The sequence below is a fragment of the Pigmentibacter ruber genome, from assembly GCF_009792895.1.
In the GTDB taxonomy this organism is placed as follows: Bacteria; Bdellovibrionota_B; Oligoflexia; order Silvanigrellales; family Silvanigrellaceae; genus Silvanigrella; species Silvanigrella rubra.
The window spans coordinates 100,008-117,197 of sequence record NZ_WSSC01000002.1 but is presented as its reverse complement, the minus strand read 5'-3'; the positions used below and the strand labels follow the sequence as shown (position 1 = coordinate 117,197).

Annotated in this window: 16 protein-coding genes; 7 read left to right on the top strand and 9 right to left on the bottom strand. The window is 29.9% G+C overall.

The window, feature by feature from the left end; all coding sequences use genetic code 11:
* Positions 1-11: 11 nt before the first annotated feature.
* Complete coding sequence (locus GOY08_RS06975; protein WP_158998177.1) at positions 12-425, bottom strand: GFA family protein; 414 nt, start codon at positions 423-425, stop codon at positions 12-14.
* Between the two features lie 222 nt (positions 426-647).
* Between GOY08_RS06975 and GOY08_RS06970 the strand changes: the two genes are divergently transcribed.
* Positions 648-2,090, top strand: a complete 1,443-nt coding sequence (locus GOY08_RS06970) for an amidohydrolase family protein (RefSeq protein WP_158998176.1) — start codon at positions 648-650, stop codon at positions 2,088-2,090.
* A gap of 195 nt (positions 2,091-2,285) precedes the next feature.
* On the opposite strand, the gene GOY08_RS06965 is transcribed toward GOY08_RS06970, so the two are convergent.
* The 5 genes from GOY08_RS06965 to fusA form a co-directional block, all read right to left on the bottom strand.
* Positions 2,286-2,939, bottom strand: coding sequence for a hypothetical protein (locus GOY08_RS06965; RefSeq protein WP_407947666.1), 654 nt, complete (start codon positions 2,937-2,939; stop codon positions 2,286-2,288).
* Between the two features lie 202 nt (positions 2,940-3,141).
* On the bottom strand, positions 3,142-3,636 hold the full coding sequence (locus GOY08_RS06960) for a hypothetical protein (protein WP_158998174.1): 495 nt from the start codon (positions 3,634-3,636) through the stop codon (positions 3,142-3,144).
* A 361-nt stretch (positions 3,637-3,997) separates the two neighbouring features.
* Positions 3,998-5,566, bottom strand: a complete 1,569-nt coding sequence (gene pckA / locus GOY08_RS06955) for a phosphoenolpyruvate carboxykinase (ATP) (protein ID WP_158998173.1) — start codon at positions 5,564-5,566, stop codon at positions 3,998-4,000.
* A 285-nt stretch (positions 5,567-5,851) separates the two neighbouring features.
* Positions 5,852-6,169: a c-type cytochrome gene (locus tag GOY08_RS06950; protein ID WP_158998172.1), complete on the bottom strand. Its 318-nt coding sequence runs from the start codon at positions 6,167-6,169 to the stop codon at positions 5,852-5,854.
* A gap of 39 nt (positions 6,170-6,208) precedes the next feature.
* Positions 6,209-8,284 (bottom strand): elongation factor G, encoded by a 2,076-nt coding sequence (gene fusA / locus GOY08_RS06945; RefSeq protein WP_158998171.1) that lies wholly within the window; start codon positions 8,282-8,284, stop codon positions 6,209-6,211.
* Positions 8,285-8,616: 332 nt separating this feature from the next.
* Between fusA and GOY08_RS06940 the strand changes: the two genes are divergently transcribed.
* Together GOY08_RS06940 and GOY08_RS06935 are read left to right on the top strand one after the other, a co-directional pair.
* Positions 8,617-8,967 (top strand): hypothetical protein, encoded by a 351-nt coding sequence (locus GOY08_RS06940; RefSeq protein ID WP_158998170.1) that lies wholly within the window; start codon positions 8,617-8,619, stop codon positions 8,965-8,967.
* 39 nt (positions 8,968-9,006) lie between these two features.
* Positions 9,007-10,509, top strand: coding sequence for a methyl-accepting chemotaxis protein (locus GOY08_RS06935; RefSeq protein ID WP_158998169.1), 1,503 nt, complete (start codon positions 9,007-9,009; stop codon positions 10,507-10,509).
* On the opposite strand, the gene GOY08_RS06930 is transcribed toward GOY08_RS06935, so the two are convergent.
* The gene (locus GOY08_RS06930; RefSeq protein ID WP_158998168.1) at positions 10,503-11,243 is read right to left on the bottom strand and encodes an SCO family protein; all 741 of its coding nucleotides are present in this window, start codon (positions 11,241-11,243) and stop codon (positions 10,503-10,505) included. The two genes, GOY08_RS06935 and GOY08_RS06930, sit on opposite strands and share 7 nt — an antisense overlap.
* 99 nt (positions 11,244-11,342) lie before the next feature.
* On the opposite strand from GOY08_RS06930, the gene proC reads away from it, so the two are divergent.
* The 3 genes from proC (at position 11,343) to GOY08_RS06915 (ending at position 14,393) form a co-directional block, all read left to right on the top strand.
* Positions 11,343-12,227: a pyrroline-5-carboxylate reductase gene (gene proC / locus GOY08_RS06925; protein ID WP_158998167.1), complete on the top strand. Its 885-nt coding sequence runs from the start codon at positions 11,343-11,345 to the stop codon at positions 12,225-12,227.
* A 192-nt stretch (positions 12,228-12,419) separates the two neighbouring features.
* On the top strand, positions 12,420-13,664 hold the full coding sequence (locus GOY08_RS06920) for an acetate/propionate family kinase (RefSeq protein ID WP_158998166.1): 1,245 nt from the start codon (positions 12,420-12,422) through the stop codon (positions 13,662-13,664).
* A gap of 153 nt (positions 13,665-13,817) precedes the next feature.
* Complete coding sequence (locus GOY08_RS06915) at positions 13,818-14,393, top strand: hypothetical protein (RefSeq protein ID WP_158998165.1); 576 nt, start codon at positions 13,818-13,820, stop codon at positions 14,391-14,393.
* Here GOY08_RS06915 and GOY08_RS06910 read toward each other — a convergent pair.
* A complete protein-coding gene (locus GOY08_RS06910) occupies positions 14,385-15,326 on the bottom strand; it encodes a phosphate acyltransferase (protein ID WP_158998164.1) in 942 nt (313 codons plus the stop codon). The genes GOY08_RS06915 and GOY08_RS06910 overlap by 9 nt on opposite strands.
* A 165-nt stretch (positions 15,327-15,491) precedes the next feature.
* On the opposite strand from GOY08_RS06910, the gene GOY08_RS06905 reads away from it, so the two are divergent.
* The gene (locus GOY08_RS06905; RefSeq protein ID WP_158998163.1) at positions 15,492-16,190 is read left to right on the top strand and encodes a substrate-binding periplasmic protein; all 699 of its coding nucleotides are present in this window, start codon (positions 15,492-15,494) and stop codon (positions 16,188-16,190) included.
* Between the two features lie 42 nt (positions 16,191-16,232).
* On the opposite strand, the gene GOY08_RS06900 is transcribed toward GOY08_RS06905, so the two are convergent.
* Positions 16,233-17,189: a hypothetical protein gene (locus GOY08_RS06900; RefSeq protein ID WP_158998162.1), complete on the bottom strand. Its 957-nt coding sequence runs from the start codon at positions 17,187-17,189 to the stop codon at positions 16,233-16,235.
* Position 17,190: the final 1 nt, after the last annotated feature.

The following is a 17,190-nucleotide window of genomic DNA, read 5'->3' as shown; positions in this document are numbered from 1 at the left end:
TAGGATTCTGATTAATCTTTGCCTGGGTAAGTTTGAAATTTAGGTAATTTTTCAAAGTGATCCAGCCAAGAAACTCTTTCTTTTACCATAACTTGAGAATCAGGAGGATTTGCGTCTAAATCATCTAACGTTCCAGAGTGAATATCAATTAAACCTGGAAGCATAGTTTCATTTCGATAAAATAACCCTGTGCCACAGGCTCCACAAAAGTAACGTTGTGCATTCTTAGAAGAAGCATACGCAATAGGATTTCCAGTAATTTTAATTTGTTCATTTTTAAAAGCGATCCATCCCACCATAGGGGCACCTGACCAACACCGACAATCAGTGCAGTGACACAAGGAGTGATAAACTTCTTTGCCCTCAACAATATAAGAAATTGCTCCACAATGACATTGTCCGCGCCTTTGATGTATTGAACTCATTTCCGTAATCCTTTCAAAACAAAATACCAATAAATCAAGGTAAGTTACTATAAAAATAATAAGACTTCAATTAATTATTTTTCATATTTTATGAATTTCTCCTTTATATCTAAAAAATTTATATTTGTATTCAATATTTTAAAAAAATAAAAAAATACTTTCACTTGACTCAACTATAATTATAAATCATTTTTTCTTTTTGCAAATAGGAGTACTAAACAAATGCAGGCAACAAAAATTATTAGCAAATTCTGTTACTTAATTATTTCATTAATTTTTATTTTTCCAATCTTTCCACATAATAGATATATATTAAATAATGCCTTAATAATAACTAGTGAAAACAATTTTATTCCTTTTCTGGGTTACATTGAAATTAATAATGACATTATTGAAAATGTCCAACAAGGACTATATAAAAATGAAACTCAAAATATTAATATTATAAATTGTAACCAAAAATATATTGTTCCTGGGTTTATAGATTCACATACTCATACTGAAAGTATTCCTGGAATGACATCTCAACAAAAACTAAATAAATTAAATAAAGATATTGTAAAAAATTATTATGCTCAACTTCCAAAAAGTTATTTGTATTTTGGATATACCACAATTCTTGATTTATCACTTGGAAATAAAAAAGGAATTGAAGAATTTAATTCAAATATTTTGCATCCACAGTTATTAATAAGTGGTGGGCCTATAGCAGAAAAAGGAGGATATCCTTTACACTTTTTAAAAAGTGATCATTCATTTCATTCTATTGACAGCAATGCAAAAAATTACAAAACTCAAATAAATACTGCTATTAACAATATTATTAATAATAATGGAGTTATTTTGAAGCTGTACCATGAAAAAGGTTTTGAAAAAAATGAATCGTTACCTAACCTTTCAGAAAAGAGTTTCATTTATAGCATAGATCAAGCTCATAAGAATAAAATTCCAGTTATTATTCATGCGAATTCACTTGAAGCATATCATGAAACAATAGAATTAAATCATGATGGTTATGCTCATGGTTTATGGAGATGGGGACATCTTAATTACAATCCGAAAGAACTCCCTCCTGAAGTTAAAAATATTCTAAATAAAATTATTACTTACAAAATAGCTTATCAACCAACTACACAAGTTATGCACGGAATATTGTCACTTTATGATCATAATTTTTTAGAACAAGAAGATGTGCGGAAAATAATTCCAAAAAAATTAGTGGACTGGCTAAAAAATGAAAAAAATCAGATTGTCGCAAACGAAATAAAATCAGGTATATCTAAAGAACAGGCTCTTGAAGTTTTTAATAAGGGGCAGCAAGCATTAAATTATTTAGCAAAACGTAATGCATTTTTACTTTTTGGAAGCGATACTCCATCTGCCGCAATTCATACAAATTTACCAGGATACAATGGATATTTAGAAATGCTTAATTGGTCAAAAGCTGGAGTCACAAATTCTCAAATATTAAAAGCAGCAACTATTGACAATGCTAAATTTCTTAACCTTGATACAAAAATAGGTTCAATTGCAAAAAATAAGACCGCAAATTTAATCCTTCTTGATAAAAATCCACTCGATAAAATTGAACATGTAAATTCTATTCAAAAAATTATTTTAAATGGAAAAATTATTGCAAGAGATGAATTAATTTCTAACCTTTAAATTTTGTAAATTTTTATTTTAACAGAAAATTAAATATATAAAATTTTATAAGTCATAGTAAAGTCGATTTTTATTAATTGTTACTAATTAATGCGAATTAGAATATAAATCTTTTCATATTGTTGAAAAGATTTATATTTAACTAATAATAAACCATTTGTTTTAGAAATGTTTCTTAAATAATTAAAACATATGCTATTTCTTTTTAAAAAACTGCCTGATATGCGAAAAATATTTTTTGCTATTTTCTAAAACAAATTTTTTATCGTAAAAAAATAAAGTAAAATTGTTTTCAAATAAATCTTTTAATATCACATTTTTTTCTATACTGTAAAAAGAATATAATAAATATGAAAATTCATCTTCTATAAATTCTTCCCAAGAAATATTTTGCGGTTTATCATACATAGAATTGTATAAACAAACTGTTTTATCATCCAAATCAATAAGAGATAATGCATGAATATTATCTCCACTGCCAATTGAGTATCTTAAAAACATGATAGGACCAAATCTAGATAGAAGATCAGAAAATTGTTTAAATAATTCAATTTTTATTTTTTCCATTTGATTTTTTGGTAAATTAATTTGATTTAAAAAATCAGCTCTTAATAAATTAGTTATATATTCATAAAAATTAGGAGAATTAGAACAGTTTATTGAATCTATATCAGCCTCTTTAATAATTTCTATAAAGTCTTTTGAAGATGAACCATGACTATTATTATTAAATCCATCAATACTTAATCTAGAAATTTTATCAAAATACATTTCATCTTGGTAAGATCTGCTTTTAATTGCATTTATTGCACAAGCCCAACAATTATTTGTTACATTCTTTCCAACTATCTGAGATTTAAAAGTTCTTTTATATAAAAATTTAATATTATTAATCCTTTTAAACGAGTAAAGTAGTTACTTTTCTATCATCAAAAGTAATTTTATAATCATACAAAAGAATTAAAGTCAAATTAATTAAAAAAATTTAGGATCTTTTAGGGTAGGTTTTAGAAGATAATTTTCCAAAAAAATATAAAATAAAAACAATGAACTATAAAGGAATAGTTATAGTCCTCGGTAATTTATCACTATTTTGCCACCAACCAATATTTGAAAACCGTAAATAATTATCTTCGTTATCATTTTTGAAATATTCTAAACGAGCTTGAATTGTAGGATCAACCAACATTTTTTTATTTGCACAAATTGTTCCCATCTCTTTCCCATTTATTTTTATTGTCAATCCCCATCCGTGTGGATAGTCAACTCCAAAAAAGGTGATCAAAGAACATGGTTGTTCAGTATCATAAAATGATATTCTAAAGTTGTTAAAAGAAATAGCTTCATTATCTTGAATATGTGTTTTCTTTTTAGCTTCTAATATCAATACAGCAAAAGAAGGAACAATTGAAGATATTTCATAAGTATGATTATAAATTAAATCTTGTTTTGTTTGATTAATTAATTCTACTTTATACTTTCCAAAAGCATAACTTGAAAATATTAAAGAAAAATAGAAACAAAAAAAATTCAAGGAAAATTTCATTTTAATACTCCTATTAATTCTCTAAATGTTTATTTGAGAATCTTCTCTTTCAGATCATTAAAAAAATACACTTTATATTTAGCAAATATCAGAAAATAAAAATCAGATAAATATAACAAAATAAATTTAATAATATTCATTTATTTAATAGACCTTAAAAAATTAATTTATTCTAGATTAAAAACAGAATTAGAAAAATAATAAAATTATGTTTAATAGTATAATTAAATTTTATTTTTAGCAAGAATAATAAAAAATAAAGTTAACTTTTTTCTTCTTATTTAACCATAACCAAGAATAAAAAAAAGTTAACTTTATTTTGAGGAAAGAATTAATTTTTTCAATAAATAATAATACAAACTTATAATTGTGGACCCACTTGTGCTATTAAAGAGCTGCCTTTTATCTTTTTGAAATTTTCAATAAACATTTGGGCTATTTTTTTTCTTGATAAATCATATGCTTCTTTATCTCTCCAAGTATTTCTTGGATCTAATATTTCGCTTGGAACATTACTTACATTAACTGGTATTTTTAGATTAAAGACTTCAAAATTTTTGAATGTTTCATCTTTTAAAGTGCCAGCATGAATGGAATCAAGAATTGCCCTTGTGTATTTCAATGAAATACGCTCACCAGAGCCATAGCCTCCACCAGTCCAGCCAGTATTAATGAGCCAAGTTTTTACTTTTGGAAATGTTTTTAATTTTTCATCTAACAATTCTGCATATTTTTGGGGTGGACACACCATAAAAGGTGCTCCAAAACAAGCTGAAAATGTTGCTGAAGGCTCTTTTACTCCAACCTCAGTCCCTGAAATTTTAGCAGTATAGCCACTCATAAAATAATAAAGTGCTTGTTCTGAAGTTAATAAACTTACAGGTGGAAAAACACCAAAAGCATCACATGTTAAAAAGATTATATTATTTGCATGGCTAGTTACGCATGGTACCTTAGAATTTTTTATATAATCAATTTTATATGATGCTCTTGTATTTTCTGTAATTGATAAGTCATTATAATCAGCCACTCTAGATTTCGGATCTAAAATTACATTTTCTAATAGACTTCCAAAACGAATTGCTTGAAATATATCTGGTTCTTTTTCCATAGAAAGATGATCACATTTAGCGTAACAGCCGCCCTCAATATTAAATATTCCCTGCTCACTCCAACAATGTTCATCATCACCTATTAATTTTCTTTTTGGATCTGCCGAAAGAGTTGTTTTCCCTGTTCCAGATAATCCTAAAAGTATACTCACATCTCCTTGCTCACCTTCAGTTACTGAACAATGCATTGATAAAATATTTTTTTGTGGCATTAAATAATTCATAATACTAAAAATGCCTTTTTTCATTTCCCCAGCATATTCAGTACCAAGAATAACAATTTCTTTAGCTTCTAAATTAAGACAGATACTTGTTTTAGATGTTACTTCTGGAATATCTTCATTAGCACTTTCTGCTCCAGCATTATAAATAATACAATCTGGTTGCCCAAAATTTTCTAATTCAACTTTTGAAGGTAAAATAAACATATTTGAAACAAATAAAGCATGATAAGGTCTGGAACAAATAACTCTTACTTTTAGTTGACACGATTTTTCCCATCCAGCAAAAACATCAAAAACATACAAACGAGGTTGATTTTTAAAATAATCAATAGCTTTTTGCTTATTTGCATTAAATCCTTCTTCAGAAATTGGGATATTTACATCGCCCCAATTTACAAATGTTTCACTTTCTGGATGTCTTACAATACGTTTATCTTTAGGACTTCTTCCTGTCTTTTCGCCAGATCTTGCAGATAATGCTCCTGTAGAAGTTATGATAGAACCCATTTCATATTTAATTGCGTGTTCATATAATTCAGCTGGTAATAAGTTATGAAAAATTTCAGCATTTTTAATTCCATATTCGTTTAGCATAGAAAAATCCTTCGCAAAAAAATTGTATAAATTGGGTTTTTCATAATTTATAATACTAATGAATACCCTCTAAGTTAGTAATTGTTTATTAACTATTTTTTTGTTGTTTATTTTAAATTTAAAAATTTTTATTTTTTAAATTATTCCTCTAAAATATAAAAACAGTCCAATAGTTAAAAGTACAATACGAATAAATTAGAACCACTTGTATACCATGTCAAGACAAGCATTTTATTGAATGATAAATTTAAAATATTTGGAAAGTTAAAAAATTGATTTAGTCAATTATAAAGAATTTATATATTTTGCTATGGCTTCTTTTTGCTCTGCAGTTAATGTGGTTCGATAATCAGGCATAACATCTCTTTTTCCACCATTTAAAATATCAATAATCTGTTTGTCACTATATTTTTTAAATGGAGGAATTTTCTTAGATAAATTGCTCCCAACAGGACCGTCACCCGCTCCTGAAGCTCCGTGACACATCACACAATGTTGATTGTATAATGCTTTACCTTGAGTAAGTAATTGATCATTTTTATCCGCATAAACTTTAAGATCTATGAATAGGATTAAAATAAAAATTAATTTTAGCAATTTCATAAGATTCCTCTATAATGAGTGTCTTCGCTATCTCAAACCTCAGATAACTCCTAAAATTTTATCTTGTAGGTTCTTCGGAAGAACTTCATAATGCGAAAAATGCATTGAACTGCTTGCTCTTCCTTGGGATAAGGAGCGAATATCAGTCTCATACCCAAATAAACAAGATAAAGGGATATTTGCATGCACCACTTGTAAGTGTCCTCTGGAATCAAGTCCTGCAACATGTCCACGTCTGCTATTGATATCTGAAACTATAGTTCCACTATAATCAGGAGGAACAACCACTTCAACTTTCATGATAGGTTCCATCATGACAGGTTTTGCTGCACTTAATGCCGTTCTTAAAGCATTGCTTGCTGCAACTTTATAAACAACATCATCAATTGCTTGAGAATCGAAGGAATAATCGGTTACCTTAACCTTTAAATTTACAAGAGGATACCCACATAATGTACCACTTCCAACAGAACCTAGCAAAGCTTCTTTAATAGCTCCTACAATACTAGCAGGAACCATTGATTTAGCTGGAACTTCTATTTCTACACTAGTTTTTTCATTATTTGGTTCTATTTCAAGTGAAACTTTAGCAGAAAATGTTTTGTTAGAAATTGTTCTACTAAAGGAGTCACTTGCTTTTGCAGAAATAGAAATACATTCTCGATAGGAAACTTGAGGATTTCCAACATTCGCATTTACCTTAAATTCACGTAGCAAACGGTCAGCAATAATTTGTAAATGCAACTCACCCATACCAGAAATAAGAACTTGTCCTGTTTCTTCACTAGTAGAAACTTTTAATGAGGGATCTTCTTGAGCTAATTTATTTAGACTTTGTTGTAATTTATCTAAATCACCACTACTTTTTGGTTCTATAGCTAAAGAAATTACAGGATCAGGAAACTTCATTGACTCATAAGCAATTGGAGCATTTATATCACATAATGTATCACCTGTTGTTGCAAATTTTAAACCTACTACAGCTACAATTTCACCAGCAGATGCAACTTGTAATTCTTCTCTATCATTTGCATGCATACGAAGAATTTTAGTGACTCGTTCTTTTTTATTTTTTAATGTATTTAACACTGCATCACCAGTTTTAATAGAACCAGAATAAATGCGCATAAAAAATAAAGCTCCAACAAAAGGATCAGTCATTATTTTAAAAACAATTCCTGAAAAGGCTTCGTCTTCTTGAGAAAGGCGTTTTCCACTTTTTACAACACCTTCTATTTCGACTCCTTCAACTGGAGGTAAATCTAAAGGTGAAGGCAGATAATCGATTACAGCATCAAGTAATGGCTGAATTCCTTTGTTTCTAAAAGAAGAACCCATAAAAATTGGAACGATTTTTAAATCTATAACCGCTTTTCTTAAAGCATTTTTAATTTGCTCAGTAGTTACCTTTGCATCTGTTAAAACTGCTTCGGCAAGGGTATCATCAAAATCAGCAAGATTTTCTATTAAGACTTGTCTATATAATAAAGCATCATCTTGTAAATGAGCAGGAATTTCTTGGATTACAGGTTGAGTATCTTTGTCATCAGAAGGCCAAACGTAAGCTTGTAAATTTACAAGATCGACGACCCCAGTAAAACTATTTTCAACGCCTAATGAAATTTGCGCAAATGCAACATTTGCATTTAGTTTTTCTTTCATAGATTGAATACACATCTCAGGATCTGCACCAACTTTATCCATCTTATTTAAAAAAGCAACCCTTGGTACCTTGTAGCGATCAGCTTGTCTCCAAACGGTTTCAGACTGTGGCTCTACACCGTTAGCAGCATCAAATACTGCAACTGCGCCATCAAGTACGCGCAACGAACGCTCCACCTCAACAGTAAAATCAACATGGCCAGGAGTGTCTATTAAATTAATCCGGTGATCTTTCCAAAATGTGGTTGTGGCTGCGGAAGTAATTGTGATTCCTCTTTCCTGTTCTTGAACCATCCAATCCATTGTTGCCGTACCTTCATGCACTTCACCTAATTTATGGCTACGTCCTGTGTAGTATAAAATTCGCTCAGAAGTAGTTGTTTTTCCTGCATCAATATGTGCCATAATACCAATATTGCGATATTTTCTTAATTCCAGATTACTAATAGACATAATTAAGTTTCTTTCAACAATGTAATATAATTGAGAAATTCAAAGGGGATAGCGATCCTCTATGCAAGATTAGGTATACAATTTATCTCTAAAAATCAACAACTGATGCTATTACTCAAAGTCACAACAATTGAATAGTCAGTTAATAGTTATTTTAATTATTGGAAAGAAAGAGATTATACAAAATTATTTGGAAAAAAAGGAGAGTATTTATAGGGAAGATTTGCAACAAATTTTTTTGACACTAAGCATATTTTATAAAATTTAGTTAACACTGTTCAATAATAGCTTATGGTAAAATAAATTTTAAGCCTTCACTCAGGAGAATAATTATGCATCCCATAAATTCACTTCTTATCAAAGTATTTTTTGTTTTGATTGCATTCATAACATGTGAGTTGAGCTATGCAGGAACCTGCACCATTCATGTTACACGTGAAGCTTGCCCAGGAATGGAAAAAGATAGCTATGCAAAATGTGGTGGAAAGCCTAGTTGCGATGAAACCAAAAAAACAGGAAGCGCAGACGCGTGTGCAAAAGCAGCTTTGGAAGCTTGTGATAACGTTGCTGCTAGACAAAAACAGACAAAAGCAAAAAAAATTACAGCTGATTTTGATGGCGCGCCTGTTGAAGGTGGAAAAAATTTTTGCGACCCAGGACGGCCTGACTTTAATAAGTGCTAAAATTTAAATTTTGGTTTTTCTAAAACAAATCGGAAATTCATGAAGATTTTAAATAAACTTTCTTTAAAAGCAAAATTAAACCTTTTAAATGGCACTCTAGCATTATTTTTGTTACTTGTTAGTGCCGTCGCCCAATTTGGAATTCATTCTAGTAATTTAATAATTGAACAACTTTCTTCAAATGAGTCCTCACATTGGTTAAATCAATCCTTAATTGTAAAATCTGATATTCAAGTTGCAGTACGAGTAGCATTTGAACCTTATGCTGAAGGGAAACCTGTCGCAGCTGCTCCTATAAAAGATGCAAATGATTCTATTAAAACATTCGAACAAAATTTGGATAAATTTGCTGCTGAAAGTAAATTTACTGCAGAAGACAATACTAAATTTAACAAATTAAAGGATCAATGGAAAACAATTAAAGAAAATTTGACTTTAATTTTAAAAAACATGCAAGAAGCTAAACTAAAGCGAGAAGAAATTAACGCTCAAATATTAAAAACTGAAGATGCTTTTTTAAATATTAATGATATTCTAAGTGAAATATTAGCTGGAAATAGAAAAAAAACATTAGAACTTCATACTACAGCTCAATTCAAAGAAAAAATATATTTTGCAGGACTTTTTACATTACTTTTATTAACAATTACAATTTCAATTATTAGCTTTGTTTTTACAATAAGATTAAATAGAAGTTTTAAAAAACTAAGTACAGATCTTTTTAACCGTTCCAAAGAAATTACTACTGTTGTTAGTTCTTTAAAAGATAGCTCAGATTCCCTTAATTCAGCTATTAATGAACAATCTCATTCTATTCATGATACTACTGCAGCAATCAATCAAATGAATTCAACAGTAAATAATACAACATTAAATACACGAGAATTATTTGATGTCTCTAAAAGCTCTTTAGAAAGAGCAGAGAGTGGCAAATTAATCATGTCAAATTTAGTCACAGCAATGGAAGAAATTCATAAATCTAATGAACAATTACAAGAAATAAGTCAAATAATAACCCAAATAAATACGAAAACTGCAGTAATAAACGATATAGTTTCAAAAACTGAATTACTTTCTCTCAATGCTTCTATTGAGTCGGCAAGGGCTGGTGAGCAAGGAAAAGGCTTTGCAGTTGTTGCAGAAGAAGTCGGCAATTTAGCTAAAATAAGTGGAAAATCATCAAAAGAAATTCAAGATTTAATCTCAAAAAGCGAAGAACAAGTTTCTAGAATTATAGATCAAACTAAAAAAAGAGTTGATGATGTAAAAGAAGTAACAAATAATGCGCAAAAATCGTTTGAAGATATCTCAGAAAATATTTCATCTCTCTCTAATTTTATTGAAAAAATTACTATGGCTACACAAGAACAAGAAATAGGTATTAAACAAGTATCTAGTGCAATGGAAAATATAGAACGTTCCACTACCAATATTCAAAAATCTATTGGAGTAACAAGTAATTGTTCAGAAAATTTAGTAGAACAAGGAAATAAATTAGAATTTGCTTCAAAAGATATAGAGAAATTAATTAGTGGTTATTGATTATTTAAAATAGAAACATATTTACCATTTTGTTCTTTATATTTGCTAAACTTAGTCATAATTTTCTCAATAAATGAACCCAACTCGCCAGAACTTGTTTCAATAATTGCTTGTTTTATTTCTTTTGGCTCATACACTATTCCATATAAGTAGCGATAAAATGTTCCATCTTTTTTTATAAAAAACAAAGCCGCTGCATGAGAATATTCTCCCGTTCTAGGTTCATATTCATAATAAAAATTTAATTGTTTAGTTAACTTTTTAATTGAATCTTCATCAGCAACTAAAAAATCCCATTTAGCTGACTCTTGCCCAGTCTTAGGTACCCAGACTTTATGTTTTTCAGCTGCAATTTCTACAGTATCTTTTGGATCAAAACTAACTGTTGCTATTCTAAAACCTTCACCAATTTTCCAACCAAGTTTTTTAAGAGAATCAGCTAAATTAACAAATTGTAAAGCACACATTGTCGTACATTTATAATAGTTGAGTGTAAGAATTAATACCTTTTCATTTTTTAATAAATCACTAAAAAAAACTGTATTTCCAGATTGATCTTTAAATTTTAATGATAAATCTAATTTTGTATTTAATTTTTCGTAAATTTCCCCTTGTTTTTCTTGCACTAAAGTTTCAGCATTAATTTTAAGTTGAAATGAAAATAATATCATTCCAGATATAATGAGATTTAAAATACTTTTGTTTTTTTGCAGTAGATTTATTTTTTTGGACATACAAAATTTTCCCTTTTAAAGAGTTTAACAGATGATAAATCGTTGCTCTTCACAGTTGATACCATTAGAATCAAATTTGTTATAATAGGAGGAGCTACTTTGAGCAAAATTCTTTCAGGAAAAATTGTTGTAATTGGTTTTGGAAATATAGGTAAAGCTCTTGTGAGAGGGCTACAAATCACAGGCCATGAAGTCGAAATATACGTTTGTGATAGGGGAGAACTGCCCGCTCATGAAGAATTTCCCGAAGGACTAGATTTTAACAAAATTACATATTTAAATTATGATAGTATCCCTAATTTAAAAAATAGTTTATTTCTAAATGAAAATGATACCATTATATTATCGGTTAAACCACAAAATTTTATTGAAGCCATTGAACGTTGGAAGTCTGTTTTTCTAAATAATCAGAATTTTCCTTTGATTATTTCAGTTCTTGCAGGAACTCCTACAGACGTTATTCATAAATACTTTTCAGAAGAATGCCCTGTTGTACGGAGCATGCCAAATATTGCTGCAACAATCGATTGCTCTGCAACCGTAATTAGTGGCAGCAAAAAAACTCCAAAACATTTTTTGGAACGAGCCAAAATTATTTTTGATGCAGTGGGAAAAACTTGGATTACAAATGAAGATCAACTAGATGCTGTTACTGGGTTGAGTGGTAGTGGTCCAGCCTACATCTACATGGTAATTGAAGCCATGGCAGATGGAGGGGTTAAAATGGGATTATCTCGACAGCTTTCGATAGAACTTGCAACGCAAACTGTATTAGGTGCTGCAAAACTTGTTCAAGAAACAAAAATACATCCTGCTGTTTTGCGCGACCAAGTGACTACACCTGGCGGAACTACAATTAGCGCTATTCATGAATTGGAAAAATTTGGCTTAAGACCCATGCTCATTTCAGCTGTCGTAACCGCTTCAGAACGCAGTGCCGCGTTAGCTAAACTAGTAGAAACAAAAATAAAAGATCAAGTTTAAAATAAAAATAAAATTATTCTTTTCCACCCTTTTATCTCAAACAAAATATTGACTAAAATTTTTTCTCTAAGAAAAAATAGATAAATATTTTTCTTTCCTTTAAACCCTGAAATTACGATATAGCTCTAGCCGACAATGGGCTTGTGCTTTAAGGCTTATTTTCATTTTCGCAACATAGGGAGAAGTCTTATAATGAATATTCTTGTTATCAATAGTGGAAGTTCTTCCCTTAAATTTCAAATAATAGAAACAGATCAAACACTTATAGACAGTTCTACAGACAAAATTAAACTCAAAGGGTTAATAGATAGAATTGGTACACAAGCACTTGCAAAAATTTCGGTCCCAAATGGTATTGAAATAAAAGAGTCAGTGGCAATACGCGATCATTCTGCAGCATTAGATTATATATTCAAAAAAATTACTTCTGGCACGCTTAATTTAGATGGAATTTTTTCATTATCAGATATTCATGCTATTGGACACAGAGTAGTCCACGGTGGTGAAAAATTCTCAAAATCTGTATTAGTTGATAAAACTGTTTTAAAAAGTATTGAAGATTGTATTGATTTAGCACCTCTCCACAATCCTGCTAACTTAAAAGGAATTCAAGCAACATTAGCATTATTTGGTGAAAAAGTTCCACACGCTGTTGTGTTTGATACTGCTTTTCACTCAACCATTCCTGAAGTAAACTATCTTTACGCCCTACCATATCAATATTATCGTCGGTATCGTATTCGGAAGTATGGTTTCCATGGATTATCTCACCGCTATGTAAGTTATCATTATCGCAAAAAAGTAGGTATTGAACGAGATAAAGTAAACATAATTACAGTGCATTTAGGAAATGGATGCTCAATTTGCTCTATCAAAGAAGGAAAATCCTTTAATACATCTATGGGATTCACGCCATTAGCTGGTTTAATTATGGGAACAAGAGCTGGAGACATTGATGCATCAATTCCTGAATATCTTGCTCATAAAGAAGGAATTACTTTATCAGATATAGATATTCTTTTAAATAAAGCATCTGGTTTACTAGGAATTTCTGGTTTAACAAACGACATGCGAGAATTGCTTGATGAAGAAAGAGAACATCATGATAGACGTGCTACTTTAGCTATCGATATGTTTACCATGCGCATTAAACATTATTTAGGCGCTTATTTAGCTGAAATGGGTGGTGCAGATGCTATTATTTTCACTGGTGGTATAGGTGAAAACTCTTCGGAAGTTCGGAGAAGAATCTGCGAAGGACTCCAGTTTTTAGGTATTGAATTAAATGAGCAAGCAAATAAAGAAAAATGTTTAGGAGTTGAAGGAGATATTTCTACTCCAAATAGTAAAGTAAAAGCTTGGGTTATTCCTACAAATGAAGAATTGATGATCGCTCGCGACACTTTTCGTTGTGTGAACGGTTTACCTGCATTTTAAAAATTTTCATTAATCTTTGCATTTAGACATTTAATCTGCTAACTTATTAAATGTCTTTGATATTTTCTGAAGCCCTCTTTTGTTACCATTATTTAATTTAAATCTTGTTTAATTTTTATTTTAACTTTTAGAATAACTCATTTGAGGTGTTTTATGAAACAGAATATTCATTTTGTCCTCAAAAGTTTATTAATTTTAGCACTTTTTTTCTGTGCTAAATTATATGCTAACAATATTAACGCTTACTTAAATAACAATGTACCGAATAACTTTGATGACCTTAAAAAAAATATAGAATCAGCATGTATTTTTGAAAGCCCGTATAATAAAAAATGTATGTCATATTCAACATTCTTTAATGAATATTTTATTAGCAGGGGTAATTTTTCTGTTGAATATAGCAGTTTGAATTTAAACTCAGGCAGTGCAACAACAATAGTTATTTGTCACATAACCAAAAATAAACTTAAATATGTAACAAATCCTTTTTCTATCGAAAAATCTTTTTTAGATTCTGCTGAAAATTTTGAATACCAATTTAATGTTAAATTCAATTGGTTTGTCGATAAAAGTATATTTAAAAATAAGAAATATTTTTTTATTTCTAATCAAAAGTTACAAATAGAATTTATAACAGAGCCAAACAGTATAAATCAGCAGATAGATCAAACTTGTTTGAAGAAGTTATCAGAAGAAATACTTAATTTAAATGGAATGCCATTAACTTAATGCTAAGGTTAGAGCAGCAACATGTGCGATATCTTCTGCTGAAGCTCCTCTGGATAAGTCAGAAAAAGGTTTAGCAGACCCTAATAAAATAGGTCCCCAAGCTTCTGCGCCCCCAATTCTTTGAGTTATTTTATAGCCTATATTCCCTGCATCTAGATCAGGAAATACAAAAACATTTGTTTTCCCTTGTACTTTTCCGTGCGGGTTTTTCCTTTTTGCAACGCTTGGAACACATGCTGTATCAAACTGAACTTCTCCATCAGCAATGATATTTGGATACTTTTCTGAAAATGATTTAAAAGCATTTCTAACTTTTTCAACATCAGGATGTTCAGCGCTGCCAACTGTAGAAAAACTTAAAAAAGAAACATGCGGAATTTGTCCACTCCAAAAGGCAAATGCTTCTTGCCCTAGATAAGCGATATCAACCAACTCTGCACTGTTTGGCTGCGGTATGACTCCACAGTCTGCAAATAAGACTAAGCCCTCTCCACCAGAAGTTGGTTTCGGCAAGGCTAATAAAAAAGCACTTGTAATTACTTTAGTTTGAGGTTTTAAGCCAACTGTACTCAGAGCTGCACGAATGACGTGAGCTGTAGAGTTTACACAACCAGAAACAACTGCATCGACTTCTCCCAAATAGAGCTTTGCACCACCTTCAAAGGTTGTGTCGCCAATGAAAGGAAGAATTTTATCTGATAAAGGTTTTCCTTTTTTCTCAGCAATTTTCTGCATTACACCCAACGTTTTTTGTTTATTATTTTCAGCTTCTTGCTCATTGCCTAAATAAGATTGAATATTTAATTCTCTTTTTAAAATTTCAGCTGCTTTTACAACCCTCTCATCATTTCCTTCTGGTAATGATATCGTTTTTCCTTTAGCTCGCATAAAAATATTGTCTCTAGCACTGCTAGATAAAGATTGAAACAGCATTTAAATTTCCTTTCCTGAATAATTTTTTAAGATTATTAAAATAAATAAATCTTATAAAAATATCTTTAACTAGGCTACTATAGCACAGCATTTAAATATTCTAAAAAATTTAGCAAACGAAATGAATTATGCTAAGCTTTCTTATCTACTATCAAAGGATAAGACATGAAACATTTCTCACTTTTAGTAATAATAGTTCTACTTATTACCTTAAAGACAGAAACATATGCAAAAAAACTTATAATTAACACACAAGATTGGCCTCCTTATCAAACTATAGACAATGGCCAAGTAAAAGGAAGTGCAACCGAAACTTTAAAATGTGTCCTCAAAAAAATGAAAGTAGAATATTCAATAAAAGTTTTGCCTTGGAAAATTGCACAAGACCAAGTTAAAGACAATAAAGCTGATGCATTTTATTCTGCTGGAATTACTACGGAAAGAAATTCTTATGCAACACCAACCGATAAAATAGCAAATTATAAATGGATCTGGGTATTAAATAAAAATTCAGATTTAGATCCATCAAAACCAGACTTTCTAACAACTGCAACTGTAGCGGCAAAATTTGGGACGGGACCTGAATTTTATTTATACGAGAAAAACTATAAAGTCATAGCTTCCCCAAAAGAACTTATTCAATTATTTGAAATGCTGCGCGCAAAACGTTTTGATGCTTTTCTGACACCTGAAGAGCCTACTTTAGAAGTTTTTAAAAATAACTTAGTAAATAAAGAACATTTTAAATTTATTTTTCACTCGAATAATGCTTTAGTTTTTTATTTTTCTAAAAAATATATTAAAAATAATCCTAATATCATAAAACAATTTAATTTAGCTTTGAAAAATTGTCCTGTAATTTAAAATTTTTTAATCATTATTAAATAAAATATTTATATAAATAATTTATTTATCTACATGAAAAATATCTAGAACTTTCGGCGCTTGATTTTTTGCTCGTTTCTTTTTTGATAAACAAATAACAACACCTACATCAGTTACTTTACCTTTTGAAATAAAAACTGACAAAATATTTGCTCTTTGTAAAATCATATACATTCCAAGACCAGCACTAACATCTCTGTCATTTAATTGATGAGATTCTTGGGTGCCAGTTTTGAAAATAAATTTTACATATTTTGACATTATTTGTGGATTTAATCTTCCAAAATTATCTCTTACAGAAATAGCCAGGTCTTTGCCATTAAATCCCCATTCCAAAATAACTTTTTCATTATCCTCTAAATCTACTGGAATAGTTCTAGGTTGCTTTTCATGCTTAGGATTGGCATCCCAAATTGCATTCATCAATAGCTCTTCCTGAATTTCAACAGCATACTGAGCAAAAGTAGGACTTTGTTGCCCAATTAAAGGCTCTAACATTTCAAAGAATTTTTCCATCTCTTCGGCTAATTTGTTTCTTTCTTTTGAGCTTCTAACATCATAAGTTTTAATGATAGGAAGCTGAATGCCATTACCAGCGTCGCTAGCAATTCCTTCCATTTGAATTAACGCACGAACGCCCATAATTTGACTGCTATCTGTACTTTTTAGTCCATTTTTAATGGCAAATTGTCTTGTTAATGCTTGATTTACTCTTTCAACTAAAAAATCATTTTCATTGTAAACAACATAATGATTAAAGCCATCAATATCTGATAATCCTTTAAAATCAGGAATTTTAACTACATTCGCAATTAACATATTCACAGCATTTTGAGACTTCTTTGTATGGACATCAGTCAAATAGATTTCACAATCTTTATCGTCTGTTGCCAGTACGTAGTCTTTTTCAACCATTTCCTTAAGAGATTGCTTAATGCCTTCATCCGAAACATCAAGAAATACTTTAAAATTCTCCAAG